General features: G+C 70.8%; 12 protein-coding genes and 1 pseudogene. 4 read left to right on the top strand and 9 right to left on the bottom strand.

Going from position 1 to position 18,304, the window contains the following annotated elements; genetic code table 11:
- Positions 1 to 169: 169 nt before the first annotated feature.
- Positions 170 to 1,339 carry an epoxide hydrolase family protein gene (locus ABZ412_RS08475; protein ID WP_357277974.1) on the bottom strand — a complete coding sequence of 390 codons (1,170 nt, stop codon included), beginning with the start codon at positions 1,337 to 1,339 and terminating at the stop codon, positions 170 to 172.
- 100 nt (positions 1,340 to 1,439) lie between these two features.
- On the opposite strand from ABZ412_RS08475, the gene ABZ412_RS08470 reads away from it, so the two are divergent.
- The gene (locus ABZ412_RS08470; RefSeq protein ID WP_357277972.1) at positions 1,440 to 4,739 is read left to right on the top strand and encodes an AAA family ATPase; all 3,300 of its coding nucleotides are present in this window, start codon (positions 1,440 to 1,442) and stop codon (positions 4,737 to 4,739) included.
- A gap of 3 nt (positions 4,740 to 4,742) precedes the next feature.
- On the opposite strand, the pseudogene ABZ412_RS08465 reads toward ABZ412_RS08470, so the two are convergent.
- Positions 4,743 to 5,693: pseudogene (locus ABZ412_RS08465) on the bottom strand (sigma-70 family RNA polymerase sigma factor); the annotation flags it as partial.
- Positions 5,694 to 5,834: 141 nt separating this feature from the next.
- Here ABZ412_RS08465 and ABZ412_RS08460 point away from each other — a divergent pair.
- Positions 5,835 to 6,239: an SgcJ/EcaC family oxidoreductase gene (locus ABZ412_RS08460; protein WP_357277969.1), complete on the top strand. Its 405-nt coding sequence runs from the start codon at positions 5,835 to 5,837 to the stop codon at positions 6,237 to 6,239.
- A 72-nt stretch (positions 6,240 to 6,311) separates the two neighbouring features.
- Here ABZ412_RS08460 and ABZ412_RS08455 read toward each other — a convergent pair whose 3' ends face one another.
- From ABZ412_RS08455 to ABZ412_RS08430, 6 genes are all read right to left on the bottom strand, one after another.
- Positions 6,312 to 6,830 (bottom strand): L,D-transpeptidase, encoded by a 519-nt coding sequence (locus ABZ412_RS08455; RefSeq protein WP_357277967.1) that lies wholly within the window; start codon positions 6,828 to 6,830, stop codon positions 6,312 to 6,314.
- Between the two features lie 225 nt (positions 6,831 to 7,055).
- Entirely contained in the window at positions 7,056 to 8,240 is a 1,185-nt protein-coding gene (locus ABZ412_RS08450; protein WP_357277964.1) for an MlaD family protein, read from the bottom strand.
- Positions 8,241 to 8,365: 125 nt separating this feature from the next.
- On the bottom strand, positions 8,366 to 9,616 hold the full coding sequence (locus ABZ412_RS08445; protein ID WP_357277962.1) for a glycosyltransferase: 1,251 nt from the start codon (positions 9,614 to 9,616) through the stop codon (positions 8,366 to 8,368).
- A complete protein-coding gene (locus tag ABZ412_RS08440; RefSeq protein WP_357277959.1) occupies positions 9,613 to 10,884 on the bottom strand; it encodes a condensation domain-containing protein in 1,272 nt (423 codons plus the stop codon). The genes ABZ412_RS08445 and ABZ412_RS08440 overlap by 4 nt, the downstream gene beginning before the upstream one ends.
- A gap of 25 nt (positions 10,885 to 10,909) precedes the next feature.
- Positions 10,910 to 11,896, bottom strand: coding sequence for an LLM class flavin-dependent oxidoreductase (locus ABZ412_RS08435; RefSeq protein WP_357277957.1), 987 nt, complete (start codon positions 11,894 to 11,896; stop codon positions 10,910 to 10,912).
- Between the two features lie 141 nt (positions 11,897 to 12,037).
- Positions 12,038 to 12,736 carry a hypothetical protein gene (locus ABZ412_RS08430; protein ID WP_357277954.1) on the bottom strand — a complete coding sequence of 233 codons (699 nt, stop codon included), beginning with the start codon at positions 12,734 to 12,736 and terminating at the stop codon, positions 12,038 to 12,040.
- Positions 12,737 to 12,833: 97 nt separating this feature from the next.
- On the opposite strand from ABZ412_RS08430, the gene ABZ412_RS08425 reads away from it, so the two are divergent.
- A complete protein-coding gene (locus ABZ412_RS08425) occupies positions 12,834 to 14,018 on the top strand; it encodes an acyl-CoA dehydrogenase family protein (RefSeq protein WP_357277951.1) in 1,185 nt (394 codons plus the stop codon).
- A gap of 21 nt (positions 14,019 to 14,039) precedes the next feature.
- Positions 14,040 to 15,116 (top strand): acyl-CoA dehydrogenase family protein, encoded by a 1,077-nt coding sequence (locus tag ABZ412_RS08420; RefSeq protein WP_357277949.1) that lies wholly within the window; start codon positions 14,040 to 14,042, stop codon positions 15,114 to 15,116.
- 190 nt (positions 15,117 to 15,306) lie between these two features.
- On the opposite strand, the gene ABZ412_RS08415 is transcribed toward ABZ412_RS08420, so the two are convergent.
- Complete coding sequence (locus ABZ412_RS08415; protein ID WP_357277946.1) at positions 15,307 to 18,198, bottom strand: BTAD domain-containing putative transcriptional regulator; 2,892 nt, start codon at positions 18,196 to 18,198, stop codon at positions 15,307 to 15,309.
- Positions 18,199 to 18,304 lie beyond the last annotated feature (106 nt).

The raw sequence follows: 18,304 nt of genomic DNA, 5'->3' as shown, positions 1-18,304 counted from the left end.
CAGTCTGGGAACGCTGGCGTTCCTACTGGACCGTAACTGTAGCCGGGGTCACGTTTCGCGGCAATATGCGTGACCGGTCCTCACAACGGCGAATACCGCACTGCGCGTTGGGGCGACAGTGCGGTCATCGCGGCGGCGGTGGGGCCCAGGATGTCCGGCCGCCGCTGGATCAGCTGGTCAGGCCCGCGAAGAACGCTCGGATGTCACCCACGAGCAGGTCGGGCACCTCGAGCGCGGGGAAGTGGCCACCGGAGTAGAACTCCGACCAGTGCACGACATGGTGAGCCTGCTCCGCGAATCGCCGAATCGCGTAGTCGCCGTTGGCGAACACCGCGACACCGGTCGGCACCGTGCCCTTCGGATTGGGCATGAACATGGTGTGGTCGTGAAAGCGCTCGAAGTAGTAGTCGGCGACGCTGCGCGCGGTGTCGGTGAGCCAGTAGACGGCCACCGTGGTCAGGATCCGGTCGCGGTCGATGGCCTGCTCGGGCAACTCGTGACGCTCGTCGGTCCACTCCTGGTACTTCTCCACGATCCAGCCCAGCTGTCCCGCGGGCGAATCCGCCAGCAGCTGCGCCAGCGTGTGCGGGCGGGAACCGGCCAGGTTCATGTACGCCGAGCCGTCGTCCTGGAAGCGCTTCATGCCCGCCAGCCGCTTTCGGTCGGCGTCGCCGAGCGCGGCCATATCGGCCGGATCGCCGGTCGGGAAGGTGACCAGGGCGTTCACGTGCACACCGATCACATGGTCGGTGTGCTCGCGGGCCAGGCGCGGGGCCACGAACGCGCCGTGGTCACCGCCCTGCACGCCGTAACGGTCGTAGCCGAGGCGCGCCATCAGCTCGGCCAGAGCGGCGGCGACTCTGCCGTCGTGCCAGCCGGTTTCGGTGAGCGGGCCGGAGAAGCCGTGCCCTGGCAGGGTCGGGATGACCAGGTGGAAAGCCGGGGCGTCGGGGTCGCCGTGGGCGGCCGGATCGGTCAGCGGGCCGATCAGGTCCAGGAAGTCGGCGGGCGTGCCGGGCCAGCCGTGGATCAGCAGCAGCGGGGTCGCGTCCGGGCGGGCCGAGCGGATGTGCAGGAAGTGCAGGCGCTGGCCGCCGACCGTGGTGGTGAATTGCGGGTGCGCGTTGAGGGCGGTCTCGACCGCGCGCCAATCGAACTTCTCGGCCCAGTAGGCGGCGAGCTCGCGCAGGTAGGCGGTGGGCACGCCGCGCTCCCAGCCGATGCCGGGGATCTCGTCGATCCACCGGGTGCGGGTCAGGCGGTCGCGCAGGTCGTCGAGGTCGGCCTGCGGGATGTCGATGCGGAAGGGGTGGATGGCGCGGTTCTCGGTGTCGCTCATGCCATCGAGTTTTCCGATAAAGACCGGGTGGCCACATCACGACAATTCGTTATTTTGTGTCCGGGCTGGGCGAAATGCGAAGGTGCGGCATGATCGTGGCGTGGTGAGTTTCCCCGGCAGCAGTGTCCTGGTCGGTCGGGCCGCGGAGGTGTCCGCGGTGGTCGAGGCGGTCGGTGATGCCCGCACGCAGACCGTGCTCATCGCGGGGGAGGCCGGGATCGGGAAGTCCCGGCTGGTCGCGGAGTTCACCGAGCGACTCGGCGGCGACGCGCTGGTACTGCTGGGCCGATGTCCCGAACTCGGCGCCGCGGGTGTCGCCTACGCGCCGTTCCTGACCGTGCTGCGCGGACTCGTCAAACGACTCGGCGGTGAGGCGGTGGCGACACTGCTGCCGCCGCATCCGGCGCTCGCCAACTGGCTTCCGCAGCTGGCCGTCCATACCGGCGGCGCGGCGCCCGAGGCCGATCGGATCCGGCTGTTCGGTGAAATCCTCACGCTGCTGGAGCAATTGGCGATGGCGCGGCCGGTGGTACTGGTACTCGAGGACCTGCACTGGGCCGACGACGCCAGCCGGGAGCTGCTCACCTTTCTGGCCGCCAATCTCGCCGACGCCAATGCCCTGCTGGTGGGCACCTACCGGCCGGGCGAGGCGGGGCCGCTGCGCGGACTGGTCGCCGAACTGCGCCGCAACCCGGGCGTGCACGTCCTGGAACTGCATCCGCTGACCCGGCACGAGGTCGGCCGTCAGCTTGCCGCCCTGCTCGGGCGCGAACCCGGAACCGCGCTCATCACCAAGGTTTTCGACCGCAGCGGCGGCAACCCGCTGTTCGTGGAGGCGCTGGGCCAGTGCCCCGACGAACTCCCCGCCGACCTCGCCGACCTGCTCCTCGGATTCCAGACCGGTCTGTCCGCACAGGCGCGCGCCGTCGTCGCCCCCGCCGCGGTCCTCGGCTCCCCGATCCATCACGACCTCCTCGCCGCGACGGTCGACTTCCCTCCGGACGAACTACCCGGCGCCCTGCGTGAACTCGTCGACCGCCACCTGCTGCTCACCACCGACACCGGCTACGAATTCCGCCACGGCCTCATCCGCCAGGCCATATACGACCACCTGCTCCCCATCGAGCGCACCCGTCTGCACACCCGCGCCGCCGCGGCCCTGCACGCCCGCGGCGACGCCCTCGACTCCGAATCCCACGCCGACCTCGCCCGCCACGCCCGCGCCGCCGGGGACCTCGACCGGGCCCTGCGCGCCTACTGGTCCGCCACCGCCGGAGTCCCCGCCACCCACCCCGAACGCCTCCGCCTCCTCGAACAAATCCTCGCCCTCTGGGACCGGGTCCCCGCCCCCACCGAGGTCCTCCCCACCACCAAACTGTCTGTCCTGGAACAGATCGTCGACGTCGCCGTCGCCTGCGGAGCCACCGAACGCGGCATCGCCGCCGCCGACGCGGCCCTCGCCCTACTGGCCCCCGCGGCCGCCGCCGCACCTGCCACGCTGCCGGTGTGGAGCCAGGACGCCGCCGCGGTCGGCGAGCTTGTGTCCGTGCACCTGGATGGTGGGACAGTCGCGGGCGAGGACGGCGAAATCGACTACGCCGGTGCCGATTCCGAGCGCTCGGCCCGGATGTACCGGCGGCGCGCCTATCTGCGTGCGACCACCGGGACCGGCCCGGGAGCGGACCTCGAGCGGGCGCTGACGCTCATGGCCGAGACCCCGGACAGTCTCGAGAGAGCTGAGGCGTTGGTGCAATCGGCTGCCGCACGGGTGTTCCAAGGCGACGCGGCAGGGTCGGCGGCCCGCGCGCGCGAGGCCTTGGCCATCGCGCGGCGGCTCGGCGCGGACGCCTTGGTGGCGCGGGCGCACGCGCACCTGGGATTGGCGGGCGCTGCGGCCGCCGGGGGCTCCCTGACGGCCGACGCCGCCGATGACGGGGACGTCCTGCCGGAGGGGGATGGGCTGGCGCAACCTTTTTCGCGGACGACCGGCGAGGGGGCGATCGAGAGCTGTGCGCGGCCCGGGGGTGATGCGCCGGTCGGGAGTGGTGCGCGCCCCATTGGTGGCGGCCCGGGGGACAGCGTTGCGCGGCCCGCGAGCGATGGCCTCGCCGGGGATGGTGTGTGGCCTGGGGGTGATGCGTCGGCCGGGGACGGTGCGCGGTCCGGCCGGGATCTCGGGGCGGGCGGGCGCGAGCGGGTGGCCGGCGCGGCCAGTGAAACAGATTGGGCACTGGGGCATTTCGCGCAGGCGCATCGGGCGGCGGCGCTGGCGGGGGATGCGCGGATCGTGGTGGATGTGGCCACGTGGGAGTCGGCGGTGCTGGTGGGGGCCGGGCGGTACGAGGCGGCGATCACCGCGGTGCGGCAGGGGTTGCGGGCGGCGCACGAGTCGTTCCGGTTCGCGGAGTCGGCGCCGATTCTGTTCGTGAAGTGGGGGCAGGCGCTGGCGGCCCTGGGGCGGTGGGACGAGGCGCGGGCGGTGGTCGACGAGACCCAGCTCGCGCAGTTGCCGCCATTGAGCAGGGCGGCGTTGCTGGTGTGCTTCGGACGGATCTCCTTGGCCACCGGGGATTTCGTGGCGGCCAGGGAAGGGGCGGTCACCGCCGCGCGGCTGCTGGGGGACAGTCGGTGGGCGGCGCAGTATCGACTCGAACTGGCGGCTTTGAACTCCACACTGGCGTTGGTGGGAGACGACGAGGGCGCGGCGGCGACGGAGTTGATCCGGGTACTCGAAGGCGGCGACGGGGTCGGGACGCTGTTCGCGCATCCGCACGAGGCGTGGCCGCTGGTGGTGCTCGGTGCTCGAATCACCGGAGCGCCACCGGAATTGCTCGCGCTGGGGGACACGCTCCCGACGGCGTCGCCGGTGGATGCCGCCCAGCGTGCCGCGTTCACCGCGCACCTGGCGGGCACCGCGGCCCGCTGGTCGGAGGCCGTCGCGGCGTGGCGCGGTGTCGGACGGCCCTACGATGTGGCCATCGCCCTGCTGGGTCTCGCGGAAGCGGCCGCGGCCGAAGGCAATCGGATCGAGGCGGTGTCGGCGCTGCGAGAGTGCCTCGACGTCGCCGCCGCATTGGGCGCGGTCCCGCTGGCCGCAGCCGCCGCGGCGTTGGCCGAGCGGGCCCGCCTCCCGCTCGAAGGATCCGCCGAGCGTGCCCCGAAAGCCAAGAGCGGCACCATGTCCGGGCGCTCCGGCCTGACCGCGCGTGAGCTGGACGTCCTGCACCTGGTCGCCAAGGGCCTGAGCAATCGCGCACTGGCGGCGGAATTGTTCATCAGCGCCAATACCGCCGGGGTGCACGTCTCGCGGATTCTCGCCAAGCTGAGCGTCGCCAGCCGGACCGAGGCCGCCGCCTTCGCACACGAGCACGGCCTGCTGACCGCCGGTGACGACGACTGAGCGTCAGGTCAGCCGGGGCGGCATGCCGAACAGGTCGAAGATCTCGTCGAGCTGGTAGACGATCAGATTGGTGATGAGACCGTCGCGCACGGTGAAGACCTGCAGGGTGTGCCGCTCGTACCCGTCGCCGTCGCGGGAATAGGCCGCCAGGCCGGGCTGGCCGTTGGCCCACACCGGCTCCAACCGCCAATCGGAGCCCTTCCATTCGAACACCCGCGCCATGAACCCGACATACGCCGCGCGGCCCAGGTACCAATTGAGCATGGGCGGCATTTCCATGATCACGTCATGGGACAGCAGCTTCTCCAGGGCGCTCAGGTCGGCCTTGCGGAAGGCGGTGACATAGTTGTCCACCACGGCGCGCTGCTCGGCCCGCTCGGTCACCTCCTCCTCGCGAATGCCGTTCTGGCCCAGAGTTTTCCGTGCCCGCTGCAACGCGCTGTTCACGGCCGCCGGGGTCATGTCGAGAGCCTGCGCCACGTCCGCGGCGGGCCAGTCGAGCACCTCGCGCAGCACCAGCACCGCGCGCTGACGCGCGGGCAACTGCTGCATGGCGGCGACCAGGGCGAGCCGCAGACTGCCCTGCGCCACCGCGGCATCGGAGGGGTCGCCGAGCAGGACATCCGGAATCGGTTGCAGCCAGGGGATTTCCCCGCCGTGCACGAGGTCCTCGCGCGGATCGTCGCCCGGTGCGTGCCCGAGGCCCGACGGCATGGGCCGCCGCCCACGCTGTTCGAGCGCGGTCAGGCAGGCATTGGTGGCGATCCGGTACAGCCAGGTCCGCATCCCGGCCCGGGTCTCGTCGTAACTGTCGCGGGAGCGCCAGGCCCGCAGATAGGTTTCCTGCACCAGATCCTCGGCGTCCTGCACCGACCCGAGCATGCGGTAGCAATGGGCCAGCAATTCGCGCCGATATCGGTCGGTGCGCGCCGCGAAGTCGGCGTCCGCCATGCTCTCACTCCTCGAAACCCGGCCCCCACCGGTCGAAACAGGGCCCTGCCGAACTTTCTACACCGCGAGCGATGAATCGGGCGCACCTCGCCGGTAGGTACTCGTGAGCCGCCACACCGGGCGGCCGTCGACCGAGGAGTAACCATGAACGACACCGCCGTCCGCGAGACCACCGACCGTGACGCCGTCCTGACCGTCCTGAAGGACCTCTACGTCGCCTGGGCCGCCAATGACGCCGACGCGTTCGTCGCCGACTACGACCCCGACGCCACCTCGATCCTGCCCGGCGTGTTCCGCAGCGGCCGCGCGGAGGTGCGGGACGGCATGGCCGCCGGATTCGCGGGCCCGCTGCGCGGTTCCAGCGTCCTGGACGAACCCCGGCAGGTCCGGTTCCCGGCCCCCGACACGGCTGTGGTGGTCAGCCGCGCCGCCATTCTCATGGCCGGTGAGACCGAGGCCCCGGCCGACCGCTGGGTGCTGGCGACCTGGACCCTGGTCCGCCGGGAGAACCGCTGGCTGATCACGGCGTACCACAACTGCGCCGCCTGATTCGTCGCCCGAAAAGACCGGTGGCACACCGGCACGGGAGGTCCCGCGCCGATGCGCCACCGGAAGGTGTTGCTACGGAACAACTTCCACGATGTCACCGGGGTTCAGGTAGTTGAAGAACTCCCGCGCGCCGTCCGGGGTCATCCGGATACAGCCGTGCGACTTCTTGTCGACCGGTCCGATGTGGAAGGCGATGTCGCCGTTGAAGAAGACCGCGTACTCCATCGGGGCGTTGTGCATCGTGCTCCAGTGGAACGGCTTCTTGAAGGCGACGTGGAAGACGCCCGGCGGAGTCTCGTAGCCGGGCATGCCGTGGGAGATGGGGGTGGGGCCGAAGATGACCTTGCCGTTGTCCATCAGCCACGCCTCGTTGGTGCTGAGCTTGAGGCAGGCGCGCGTGCCGGCCGTCGCGCACGGCGCATTGACATCGCCGGGGGCGATGCCGGGGATGATCGCCGGAATACCGGGCACGTCCGGTCCACCGGGCCACAATGGTTCGGCTTGCGCGGGCGCGGCCGCGAGTCCTGCGGCGGCCACACCGGCGAAGACCGCCGATCGCGCCGCCAAGCCGAGGGAACTTCTGCTGCTCATCGCGTTCGACCCTCTCCTAGCCTTGCCCACCGCCCTGTTCGAACTCGCCTGCCAGGGCGAAGGGACTCTTCCGTTGACACAAGCACGGGACCAAGAGGTACCGGTAGATCATTCTGACTGGTGCCGAGAGCGATTCGCGGGACAAAACGCGTCAAGCGCGCCGACACGCCCGTTCGAAATGCACGGCACGCCGAATCCGCCCCGCTCCCGGGCGTGGCGGCGGGCTCATTTGACCGGGGGCAGCGTGCGCTCCTGCGGGTCGACGCCGGTCGGCCGGTGCGCGCCATTGTTGGGAATGTTCGGGCGCGGCGCGTTGGCGGACCCGCGAATCTGCTGGTCGTCGGGCGGATTGTTGCAGTAGTTCCAGCGTCCGAAGGTGCGGTCGGTGGCGATGGTCGCCGCCAGCGCCGGCACCGGGTACTGGCACCACGGCCGGCTCCAGATGTCGAGGATGGTGTAGAACTCGCCGTCGTGCGCGGGCACGCCCATGGCGGAGGTGCCGATGACGAGGGCCGGGAACAGCGCCCGGACCGCGGGCAGCCGCAGCAGCGCGGCCTGCACGATGGCCCGCATGGTGGTGGCCAGGCTCTGGATCGGATCCATGTTCCGGTCCAGGGTGGCGCCCAGGACGGCGATCTGCTCGGGCGCGCGATCGAGCAGTCCGCGCAGTTCGCCGTCGGCGGCGCGGGCCTGTTCGACCAGGATCGACGAATTGCGGGTCACCGTGGCCAGATCCGGCTGGGCGTGCGCGGTGGTTCCCGCGATGACCTGCAGGTTCTGTAGCAGGCTGACGGTCTGCGGGAGCCGGTTGTCCAAGCCGGTCGTGGCCACGCTCAGACCCTCGATGAGCCCGCGCAGCTGATCGGGTCCGCCGCCGAGCGCGATGTCCATCTGATCGAGGATCACCCCGATCTTGTCCGGATCGATCGAGGCGATGAGCTCGTTGCTGTCGGTCAGCGTCTGCCATATCGGCGTCGGGGTGCTGATCTTGCTCGGGTCGAACCGCACCACCTGCCCGTCGTGCAGGTACGGCGGCGCGTCGGTGTGCGGCCGGAAATCGATGTACTGCTCGCCCGCGGAGGACAGCGCCGCCACCGCGATCTCGGTGTCGGCCGGAATCCGGTACTTCTTCTCGATGTCCGCCGTCGCCGCGATTCCGGCCCCGCCGTCGATGATGTCGACCGACCGGACCGAGCCGACCCGGAACCCGCGCCAGGTCACATCGTTACCGGCCTGCAAACCGCCGGAGCGATCCAGTTGCACGGTGACCGAGTAGGTGTTGCCCGGTCTCTGCACCCGCGCCACGGTGATCAACAGATATGCGGCTCCGACCGCGAGTAGCACGATCAGAGCCAGATTCGAGTAGAGCAGTTTGTGTCCGCGCAGCACGCTCAAGAGGCCCGCCTCCACCGCTGAATAGCAGCCAATAGGGTTCGATGCACAGCAACTACCAGGCGAAACTGCGCGCTATCTAACCACAGTCGGGCCGCTGGACCCGGCGGGGGCGGGTGGTCCGGGCGGGGCGAGTTACAACGTCACCCCTTCCGCAGCGCGCCCAGGTGCGCCTCGATGGCCTTCACGGCCTGGCCGACCCCGTCCTCGGCGGCGATCCGGGCGGCCAGCCGAGTCGCGTTGTCGCGCAGCGCGGTATCGGTGGTGGCGCGGCGGAGGGCGTCGGTGAGCCGGTCCTCGGACATCTTCGCGTACGGGATGGTCGCCGGGCTCACGCCCAGATCGATGAGGCGCTGCGCCCAGAAGGGCTGATCGGCGTAGACGGGCGCGCCGATGGCCGGGACGCCGGCGCGCAGGCCCGCGGCGGTGGTGCCCGCGCCGCAGTGGTGGACCACCGCCGCCATGCGCGGGAACAGCCAATCGTGCGGGGCCTCACCGATGGTCAGCACGTCGTCGCCGCTGACGTCGAGGTTGAGCCAGCCGCTCTGCACGACGCCGCGCACGCCCGCCCGGCGAAGGGCCGCGGCGATGATCCGGCCGGTGCGGGCGGTGCCTTCCTTGCTGTCGGCCATGCTGCCGAAGCCGATGAACACCGGCGGCGGACCGGCGGCCAGGAAGTCGGTCAGTTCGGCGGGCGGTTTCCAGCCGTCGGGGCGCGGCGGCCACCAGTAGCCGGTGACCTCCAGACCCGGCCGCCAATCGGCCGGGCGCGGAACGACACTGGGGGAGTAGCCGTTGAGCATCGGCCAGCCCGCCGCGGTCCGGGCCCGGCGCAGGTCGTACACCGAGATCGGCGGCAGCCCGAGTTCGCGGCGGAAGAAGGCGACGGTGCTCGCGTAGAAGCGGTCGTTGAACCAGGCGCCGAAGTCGGCGGCCAGCCGGTTGCCGCGCGCGCCGAAATCGTGAGCGCCGTACGCGGAAGGCGCGTGCTCGGCGGTGGCGGACAACGGCTGGAACCGCAGCCCGATCGAAGGGACGCCCTTGGCCTCGGCCAGTGCCAGGCCCGCGTACTCCGTCGGCGGCGGCAGCAGCAGGACATCGGCGGGCTCGTCGATCAGCGCGCGGATCATGCCCAGCCCGAGGCTGCGAACTCCCTTGGGGGAGGAGAACTTCCAGCCGGCGGAGAGCCGATTGACATCCGGATCGGTCATGTCGATGTCGATATCGTGTGTCATCTCCCGGAATTCGAGCCCGCATCCGGTGATCTGCTCCGCGAACAGGGTGTGCGCGGCCACCACCACCTCGTGTCCCGCGTCGCGCAGCCCCACGCCCAGCCCGGTCAGCGGCGCGATATCGCCGCGACTGCCGATGCCGACCAGAATGATCCTGCTCATCGGACCTCCACACTCTCGATAATGGTGAGCCAGCGGGTGACGATGGCCCGCATCCGGTCCGCGCCGATCCCGCCGTCGGGGGAGTGCACCGAATAGTGCACCTGCTCGACGCCTTCGGGCTTGCTGGTGCCCAGGAACAGGCTCATGTCGAACATCTTCAGCCGGGCCTGCTCCCGCGAATGCGCGTCGGGAATCCACACGCCCACGTCGCCGAGGAAGTTGAAATAGAACTTCGGCGAGTTGAAAGTCAGGAAATGCGACCAGCTTTCGGGGTGATGCCAGCGCAACAGCGTGAAATCCTCCGGGTGCGTGGGATATCCGTCGAGGGCGTCGTGCAGCCGGTCGGTCAGGGTGCCGGTGGCGGGGCGCAACAACCACGGGTAGTCGTCGGAGATCCAGGCCACCGTGCGCGACAGATCGGTGCCCGGCCGCAAGCGGCTGTAGCGGCCGTGCTTCTGCACGGTGATGGGCCGGGCCACGCCGGTCGCGTCCTCGATGGCCAAACCCAGTGTGACGAGCAGGATCCGGGTGTAGCTGGCCCCGAGCGCCGCGGGCAGTTCGACCAGCAGCCGCTGTGCCAGCGCGCCGTCGATGACGCCGTCGAAGTGCGCCGACTTCGGGGTTGCGGGCCGGTCCAGGGTGGTCGGTTCGATATCCGAGGCGGCCAGCCAGTAATCGCGTTCGCCGACCCGGGTCTTCGCGTACTCGTCGAGGAATTCCGCCCACTCCGATCCGGTGATCGGTTCCGGCGGCAACGCGATCTCCTCGCCCGCCTCCCATTGCCGGGCGTAGGTGGCGATGTCCTCCCACAGGACCCACATCGAGATGCCGTCGATGGCGATGTGGTGGGCGGTGAACAGCAGGATGCTCACGTCGAAGGAGCGGGTGAGCAGTACCGCGGTGACGATCTTCCCGGCGGTCGGGTCCAGCCGTAGATTGGCCGCGGCGGACTGCTCCTGGATCAAGGTCGTGAGTGCCTCGGCGTCGAGGTCCTCGATGTCCATGGCCCGCACGTCGACGCGGCCGGGGTCGATGACCCCGCCGGACTCGGGCTCGATCTCGCAGGAAGCGTTCTCGCCGTAGCTGTATCGGCTGCGCAGCGATTCGTGGGTGTCGATCAGGGTGTTGATCAGCTTCCGCGCGTCCTCGAGGCCCATGCCGACCGGGACCGGGCAGGGGATGGTGACGCCGAAGACGGCGGGATTCTCGTCCCAGGTCAGGAATTTCCTGGCGGCGGCCGTCAGCCGCCCGGGGCGCAGATCTGTCATGAACTTCCTCTTGCCGGTTGTCGGGTCATCGAACGGTGGTGAGGGACAGCACGTCCTCGCCGAGCAGGCGCAGGCTGTCCCAGCCCGCCTCGATCGGCAGGCCGCCGATCAGCGGGTTCATCAGGATCTCGGTGCGCCCGTCCGCGATCTGGTCGCGCAGCTGCGCCGGGGTGAGGATCTCCAGATAGCCGTGGGCGCGCAGGGACTCGACCGAATCCGGCACGGCGTCGTGCGGGCGGTGAATGCCCTCGCGGCCCCACGACGCGTACTCGCGGATCTCGGTGAGAATGTGCGGGGCGAAGTCGTGCCAGGCCCGATCCGGGTCCTCGTGCAGCAGGGTGTGGCGGCTGTCGGGCTCGGGTTTGTGGATGTAACCGCTTGTGCCGCAGCGGATCAGTTCCCGCTCGTAGAGTTCCTCCACCTCCGGCGCGGGCAACGGCAGTGCCAGCCCGAGCCCGAAGCGCGCGGCCCGCCGCGCGGTCGCCGGGCTCATCCCGGCGACCAGCAGATGCGGATGCGGCTTGCTGAACGGCTTGGGCGTGACCTCGAAGGACTGCCCGCCTCGCCGCACCGGCTCGTCCCGCCAGGCCGCGAGCATGATCTCCAGCGCCTCGTCCATGAGCTTGCCGCGCCGCGCGAAATCCCGTCCGAGCGCGGCATATTCGGCCGGTCGGTACCCGATCGCGGCGAGAACGGTGAGCCGCCCGCCCGCCAGATTGTCGAGCACCGCCAGATCCTCGGCCAGCCGCACCGGGTCGTACAGCGGCACGATCAACGCCCCGATGCTGATCCGGATCCGCTCGGTACGCGCCGCCACCGCCGCCGCCATCAGCAGCGGCGCGGGCAGCCACCCGGTGCCCGACCCGTGGTGCTCCTCGACATTCACCACCGCGAACCCGACCCGCTCGGCGTACTCGGCCATCGCGAGCGCGGCCCGATACCGCTCGTGATTCCCGGCCCGAGGGTCGTCGACATTGGTCATATTGAGCTTGAGCGCCGCCACCACGTTCATGCCAAGCAATATCGAATGACCCGATGCCCCAGGACAACCTGCGGAGAAGCCCCAGTCGGGTGCCGTGCCCTGGGGTGGCACCACCGGCAGAGGTGCCCGGTGTCGCGCTGCCACCGGTGGGGGTGCTCGACGGTGTGAGAACTACTCCCGGGGTTCGTCGAGGAGGCCGAGTTGGGCCGCGCGCACCCCGATCTGGAAGCGACTGCGGACCTCGAGGCGGGTCATGAGGTCGGCGATGTGGCGGCGGTAGGTGCGCAGGGACATGTCGAGGCGGCGGGCGGCTGTCTCGTCGATGAGGCCCAGGTTGAGGGTGTTGAGGACCGCGCGGGCGGTGGGGCTCAGTTCGATGGGGTCGGTGGGGACGCGGCCGGCGAGGCCGTGGCCGGATTGCCAGCTGAGCAGGGCGAATTGGTGCAGGGCGCGGAGCAGGGCGGGTTCGCGGACCAGGTAGGCGTAGGGGTGGTCGGCTCCGGCGCCGCTCCACAGCACCGCGACGGTGCGGTCGAGGATCAGGACATTGTGGAAGTCGTTGTCGGTGACGCGGATCTGCGCGCCGAGCGAGGATTGCCGCAGCAGGGGTTGGTGGTCGCGGATCTCCAGATAGTCGGGGGAGTAGAGGAGCCGGACCTCCTTGCCCGCGGCCAGCAGGTCGTCGACGACCACCTGACCCAGGCGGAGGTGATCGGTGGAGTGGGTGGGGTTGGAGACCGCCACCACCGCCTCACGCCGGGCGTAGCGGAGCAGGTGGTGGACGTCCTGGTCCCAGTGCCCGTCCTGGCTGAACCGGACGATCCCGGTGGCCAGGTGCCCGGTCGCGCCGGTCGGCTGTCGCTGCATCACTTCCCCGATCCTGGCAGGTGACCGGGGGTTTCCCCGGAATCTGGCAGCTTCCTGCCAGCGGGGCGGATCCGGCCCGGCCGATTCCTACCTTCCATTTATGCACATCAGTTTGAGCGAACATCAGCACCGTCTGCGCAAGCGGCTGCGCGAGTATTTCGCCGACCTCGCCACCCCCGACGTGCGGGCGGCGCTGCGGTCGGGGCCGGGCGGGGAGCACGGCGACGGAACGGTCTACAAGGAGGTGGTGCGCCGGCTGGGCGCGGACGGCTGGCTGGTGCTGGGATGGCCGGAAGAGCATGGCGGACAGGGACGTTCGATGCTCGATCAGTTGATCTTCCTGGACGAGGCCGCGGCCGCGGGCGTGCCGCTGCCGTATCTGACCGTGAACACCGTCGGGCCGACCATCATGCGCTACGGCACCGAGGAGCAGAAGGCCTGGTTCCTGCCGCGTATCGCGCGAGGCGAACTGCACTTCTCCATCGGCTATTCGGAGCCGAACGCGGGCACCGACCTGGCGTCGCTGCGCACCCGCGCGGTGCGCGACGGCGACGAGTGGGTGGTCAATGGCGAGAAGATGTGGACCAGCCTCATCGAATACGCCGACTACATCTGGCTGGCCGCGCGCACCGATCCGGCGGCGGGCAAGCACGCCGGGCTGTCGATCTTCATCGTTCCGACCGCGGCGCAAGGGTTCTCGTGGACGAAGGTGCACACCATGGCCGGTGTCGGAACCAGCGCCACCTACTACTCCGACGTGCGGGTGCCCGCCGCGAACCTGGTGCACGGCGAGAACCGCGGCTGGGCGCTGATCACCAATCAGCTCAATCACGAACGGGTGGCGCTGGCCTCGGCCGCACCGCTGGAGGAGTCGCTGCGCCAGGTCGTCGCGTGGGCGCGCGCCACCACGCTGCCGGACGGGACCCGGGTCATGGACGCCGAATGGGTGCGCCTGCACCTGGCCCGCGTGCACGCCAACACCGAGTACCTGAAGTTGCGGAACTGGCGGACCGCCTGGGCCGCCGATCGCGGTGAACTCGGCCCGGCGGACGCCTCGGCCACCAAGGTGTTCGGCACCGAATTCGCCATCGAGGGCTACCGGCTGCTCATGGAGGTGCTCGGGGCCGCGGCCGTGCTGCGCGCGGATTCTCCGGGCGCGCTGCTGCTCGGACGGCTCGAACGGTTCCATCGCACCGCGCTCATCCTGACCTTCGGCGGCGGGATCAACGAGGTGCAGCGCGACATCATCGCCAAGAACGCCCTCGGGCTGCCCGTCACCCGCTGACCCGAACACTGGAGCAGAACAATGGATTTCGAATACACCGAGGCGCAGCGGGACCTGTCGGGACTGGCCCGCGAACTGCTCACCGACTGGGCCGGCAGGCATCCCCGCCCGGATGACACCGGGTTCGACGCGCAGCTGTGGGGCGCGATGGCCGGTGCGGGACTGCTGGAGGCGGCGCTGTCCGAGCAGGTGGGCGGCGGCGGGTACGGGCTGCTCGAACAGTGCAGCGTGCTGATCGAGATCGGCCGGACCGTCGCCCCCGCGCCCTATGCCACGAGCATCGCCGTGGTCGCGGCGGTGCTGGCCGAATTCGGCGACAACGCGCAGGTGCGGCGATGGCTGCGGCCGATGCTGCGGGGTGAGAGCACACTGGCGCCCGTACTCGCACGCGACTTCTCGTCCTTCGAGGCCGAGCGCGACGAGAAGACCTGGAGGGTCCGGGGTTCGCAATCGGTGGTCGCGGCGGGAGCCTTCGCCGACGGGTACCTGATCGAGGCTCGCGCCGGGGCGAACTCGGTTCTGCTGCTGGTGGAGCGGGAGGCCGAGGGCGTCACGGTCACCCGGCAGCACGCGGTGAACGGCACCGACGCGGCCCTGCTGGAACTGGATGCGGTTCTGGTCCCGCGGGCCGCCGCGATCTCAGCGCCCGAAGCGCCCGCGTGGGCCCGGCGCCGCGCGGCCTTGGCCGTCTGCGCCCACCAGCTGGGCGTCCTCGAACGGGCGCTGGAGATGACGGCCGAATACGCCCGCACCAGAAAGCAATTCGACAAGCCGATCGGCGCGTTCCAGGCGGTGCGGCAGCGCCTGGCCGATGCCTACATCGATGTCGAGGCGGTACGCCTGACCCTGTGGCAGGCCGCCTGGCGGGAATCGCGCGGCCTGACAGCGGAATCCGAGATCGACGTGGCGAAGTTCTGGGCGTCCGAGGCCGGCCACCGTGTCGCGCACACCGCCGTCCACGTGCACGCCAGTACCGGCATCTACCTCGACTATCCGATGCAGCGCTACTTCACGGCCGCCAAACGAGCCGAGTTCGAATCGGGGACGGCCACAGCGCACCTGCGCGACCTCGGTCTGGCCCTGGATGCCCCGGTGTGATCGCGGGCCATGCGGTGGAGCCGTCGCCGCGGTGGGCGACGGCCGTCCGACCCGCATGAACCGAATGCGCACCCCTCGTGACGCATGCGGCCATGACCTCATCGCGCGCGGGAACCCCGGAGGTTGCAGCTCCGGGGCGCCCGCGTGGATGCAGGTTCCCATGGGCCGATAAAAAGCGAATAAACGTTCTCTATGACTGATCCGGCCCTGGTGAGAACAGGGTCGCGGGCGTCGGGGCGGGCAGTCCGGCGCGTCGGAAGATCTCGGCGGCGTCGGCGTGCTCGCGGGCGGCGGCCTCGGCGTCGCCGGTGCGGGCGCTGGCGCGCAGGAACAGGGCGCGGGCCCGGTCCAGGGGGTCGGCGGCCTTGCTCAGCAGCCGCAGGGCCTGGGTCGCCTCGGATTCCGCGGCGGCATCGTGCCCGGCGCGCAGGTGGATCTGGGCCAGCCGGGTGCGGGCCCAGCCTTCCCACAGGCGCACCCCGTTGCGGTGGGTCATGCGCACCGCGTCGGCCGCCAGCTCGAGCGCGAGCTCGTGGTCGCCGAGCATGGACCGGGTGGCCGCCAATTCGTGGGTGGCCCAGCCCAGTGCGACCGCGTTGGACGACTCCTGGGCCAGCGCGATGGCCCGCTCGGCCACCGCCACCGCCTCGGCGTACTGCCCGGATTCGCACAGGGTGCGGGTGGCCAGCGCCAGAATCCAGGCTTCCAGCGAACGATCGTCGAGGGCCCGGGTCCAGGCGATGGCATTGGCGTAGTGCCGGTGCGAGTCCTTGGTGTTGCCGACGCGCCGATCCGCCACCCCGAGCAGGATCTCGGCCAGCACCTGCAACCGCCGCTCGGCGTCGTCGGCGGGCTGCGAGATGGGTTGCAGGAATTCGAGACTGGCCTCGACCTCGCCGAGCCCGATCTGCATCATGGCGCCCAGCGCCACCCGCAGCCGCCGGGCGCTGGCGTGGTCGCCGTCCCGGATCGCAGTGTCCAGCAGGGCTTTCAGGCCGTCGGCGAGTTCGCGGGCGCGGCTGCCGGTGTCCATCAGCTCGGCCATCACCCAGGCCAGATCCGCGGCCAGCGCCACCGCCCGGCCGCCCAGCCGGGCCGCCTGCCGGTGCAGCGCGATGATCACCGGGCGCTCGATATCGTTCCAGGACTGGCCTTCCGCGCCGCCGGCGAAGGTGTGGCCCGGGACCGTGGTGGGCACCAGCAGCAGGGTGGTGTTGCTGTAATCCAGTGCGCCGAGCAGGTTCTTGGTGGTGGCCAGGTAGTAGTCCAGCAGGCGGGTCACGATCTCGGCCTCGCTCTCACCGGCGTCATGGCTCGCTGCGGTTCCCGCCAGGCGCGCGGCGAACAGGCGCAGCAGGTCGTGGAAGCGGTAGCGGCCGGGCGCGGGCGTCTCCAGCAGGCTCAGATCCACCAGGGATTCGCACACCAGCTCGGCCTGGGGCACCGGGACGCCCAGCAGCGCGGCGGCGCCATCCACCGGGAAGTCGGGCACGTCAGCGCGGGCGAGGGTGCGGAAAGCCCTGGCCTGCTCGGTGTTCAGCTGGCCGTAGCCCAGCCGGAAGGCGGCCTCCAGGGTGAGGTCACCGGTCTGCAGCACCTCCAGCCGCTGGTTCTCGTCGGCCAGCCGCGCGACCAGGGAGGCGATGGTCCACTGCGGGCGCACCGCCAGCCGCGCGCCGACGATCCGCACCGCCAGCGGCAGGCACGCGCACTGCTCGATCACCGCGAACGCCGCATCCTGTTCGGCGGCAACGCGTTCGGCCCCGAGGATACGGGTCAGCAGGGTCATGGCCTCGGCGGGTTCGAGGACGTCGAGGCGGGTGCGGCGGACCGCGGGCAGTTCGGTGAGCGCGGAGCGGCTGGTGATCAGGACCGCGGTGCCGGGGGTGCCGGGCAGCAGTGGCGACACCTGGGCGGCGTCGCGGACATTGTCGAGGACCATGAGAATCCGCTTGTCGCTCAACAGGGTTCGCAGGTGCGCGGCCCGGTCGTCGACGCCCGCCGGGATATCGCCCTCGGCGACCCCGAGGCCGCGCAGGAATCCGCCCAGGGCATCGCCGGTGGGCAGCGGGTCGGGGTCCACGCCGCGCAGGTTCACATACAGCTGGCCGTCGGGGAACCGGTCGCGCACCTGGTGGGCGATGTGCAGGGCCAGGGTGGTCTTGCCGACCCCGCCCATGCCGCCGACCGCCGAGATGGCCACCGCCGGTCCGCCGCCGGTGAGCTGGCCCGCGATCTGCTCGGCCACCCGGGAGCGGCCGGTGAAATCGGCGATATCGGGCGGTAATTGGGCGGGGGCGAGCCGGGTGGGGGCCGGGCGGCCCACGCTCGGCAGGTCGGCGCGCAGGATTCGGGCGTGCACCTCGCTCAGTTCCGGGCCGGGTTCCACGCCGACGCCGTCGACCAGGGCGCGGCGGGCGCGGCCGTATTCGTCGAGCGCCTCGGCCTGTCGGCCGCAGTGGTAGAGCGCGGTCATGAGCAGCGCGCGGAAGCGTTCCCGCAGTGGATGTTCCTCGATGAGCGGGCCCAGTTCGGCGACCGCCTCGGCGCTGCGGCCGGTTTCGATGTCGAGGGCGAGCCGGTCCTCGAGGATGGACAGCCGCCACTGCTCGAGCCGGGCGCGCTGGCGTTCGGCGTAGGGGCCGGGCAGTCCGCCCAGCGCCGCGCCCTGCCAGCGGGACAGCGCCGACTCGAGGGTGCCGCGGGCGCTGTCGGGGTCGTCGTGCCGCAGTCGTTCGGCGGCGGCGACCTGGCCCGCGACATCGTGAATGTCGGTGCGGCCGGGCGGTAGTCGCAGCACGTAGCCGTCGCCGACGGAGACCAGCAGGCTGGAGGGCCCGCGATTGGCGCGGTCGGGTTCGAGTTCGCGGCGGAGTTTGGCGACGTGGGTGCGCAGCGCGGGGACGGCGCGCAGCACCGGGTCCTCGCCCCAGATGCCCTCGACGAGTTCGGCGGCCGTGACCGCCTTGCCCTCGCGCAGCAACAGTGCGGCGAGCACCGCCCGCCGTTGTGGCGGGCCCAGATCCAGGGGCGTGTCCCCGCGCCATGCGCGGACCTCGCCCAGTACCGAGAACCTCAGCAAACCGACCTCCCCGTTCGGCAGTCTAGAGGGGCCGGGCCGACGCCGATCAGCCGCCTGTCCTGCACCGATCCTCACCTTCCGCCGTCCGGGAACCGGCCGCGCCGCC

This window comes from Nocardia sp. NPDC005746 (assembly GCF_040630785.1).
Classification (GTDB): Bacteria; Actinomycetota; Actinomycetes; order Mycobacteriales; family Mycobacteriaceae; genus Nocardia.
Note: the sequence above shows the minus strand (reverse complement) of the source record. Positions and strands in the feature narration are given on the sequence as shown.

Bases quoted from the DNA above. Each gene is read 5' to 3' on its own strand.
- ABZ412_RS08475 (WP_357277974.1), bottom strand. From the start codon at position 1,339: ATGAGCGACACCGAGAACCGCGCCATCCACCCCTTCCGCATCGACATC.
- ABZ412_RS08460 (WP_357277969.1), top strand. From the start codon at position 5,835: ATGAACGACACCGCCGTCCGCGAGACCACCGACCGTGACGCCGTCCTG.
- ABZ412_RS08455 (WP_357277967.1), bottom strand. From the start codon at position 6,830: ATGAGCAGCAGAAGTTCCCTCGGCTTGGCGGCGCGATCGGCGGTCTTC.
- ABZ412_RS08445 (WP_357277962.1), bottom strand. From the start codon at position 9,616: ATGAGCAGGATCATTCTGGTCGGCATCGGCAGTCGCGGCGATATCGCG.
- ABZ412_RS08440 (WP_357277959.1), bottom strand. From the start codon at position 10,884: ATGACAGATCTGCGCCCCGGGCGGCTGACGGCCGCCGCCAGGAAATTC.
- ABZ412_RS08435 (WP_357277957.1), bottom strand. From the start codon at position 11,896: ATGAACGTGGTGGCGGCGCTCAAGCTCAATATGACCAATGTCGACGAC.
- ABZ412_RS08425 (WP_357277951.1), top strand. From the start codon at position 12,834: ATGCACATCAGTTTGAGCGAACATCAGCACCGTCTGCGCAAGCGGCTG.
- ABZ412_RS08420 (WP_357277949.1), top strand. From the start codon at position 14,040: ATGGATTTCGAATACACCGAGGCGCAGCGGGACCTGTCGGGACTGGCC.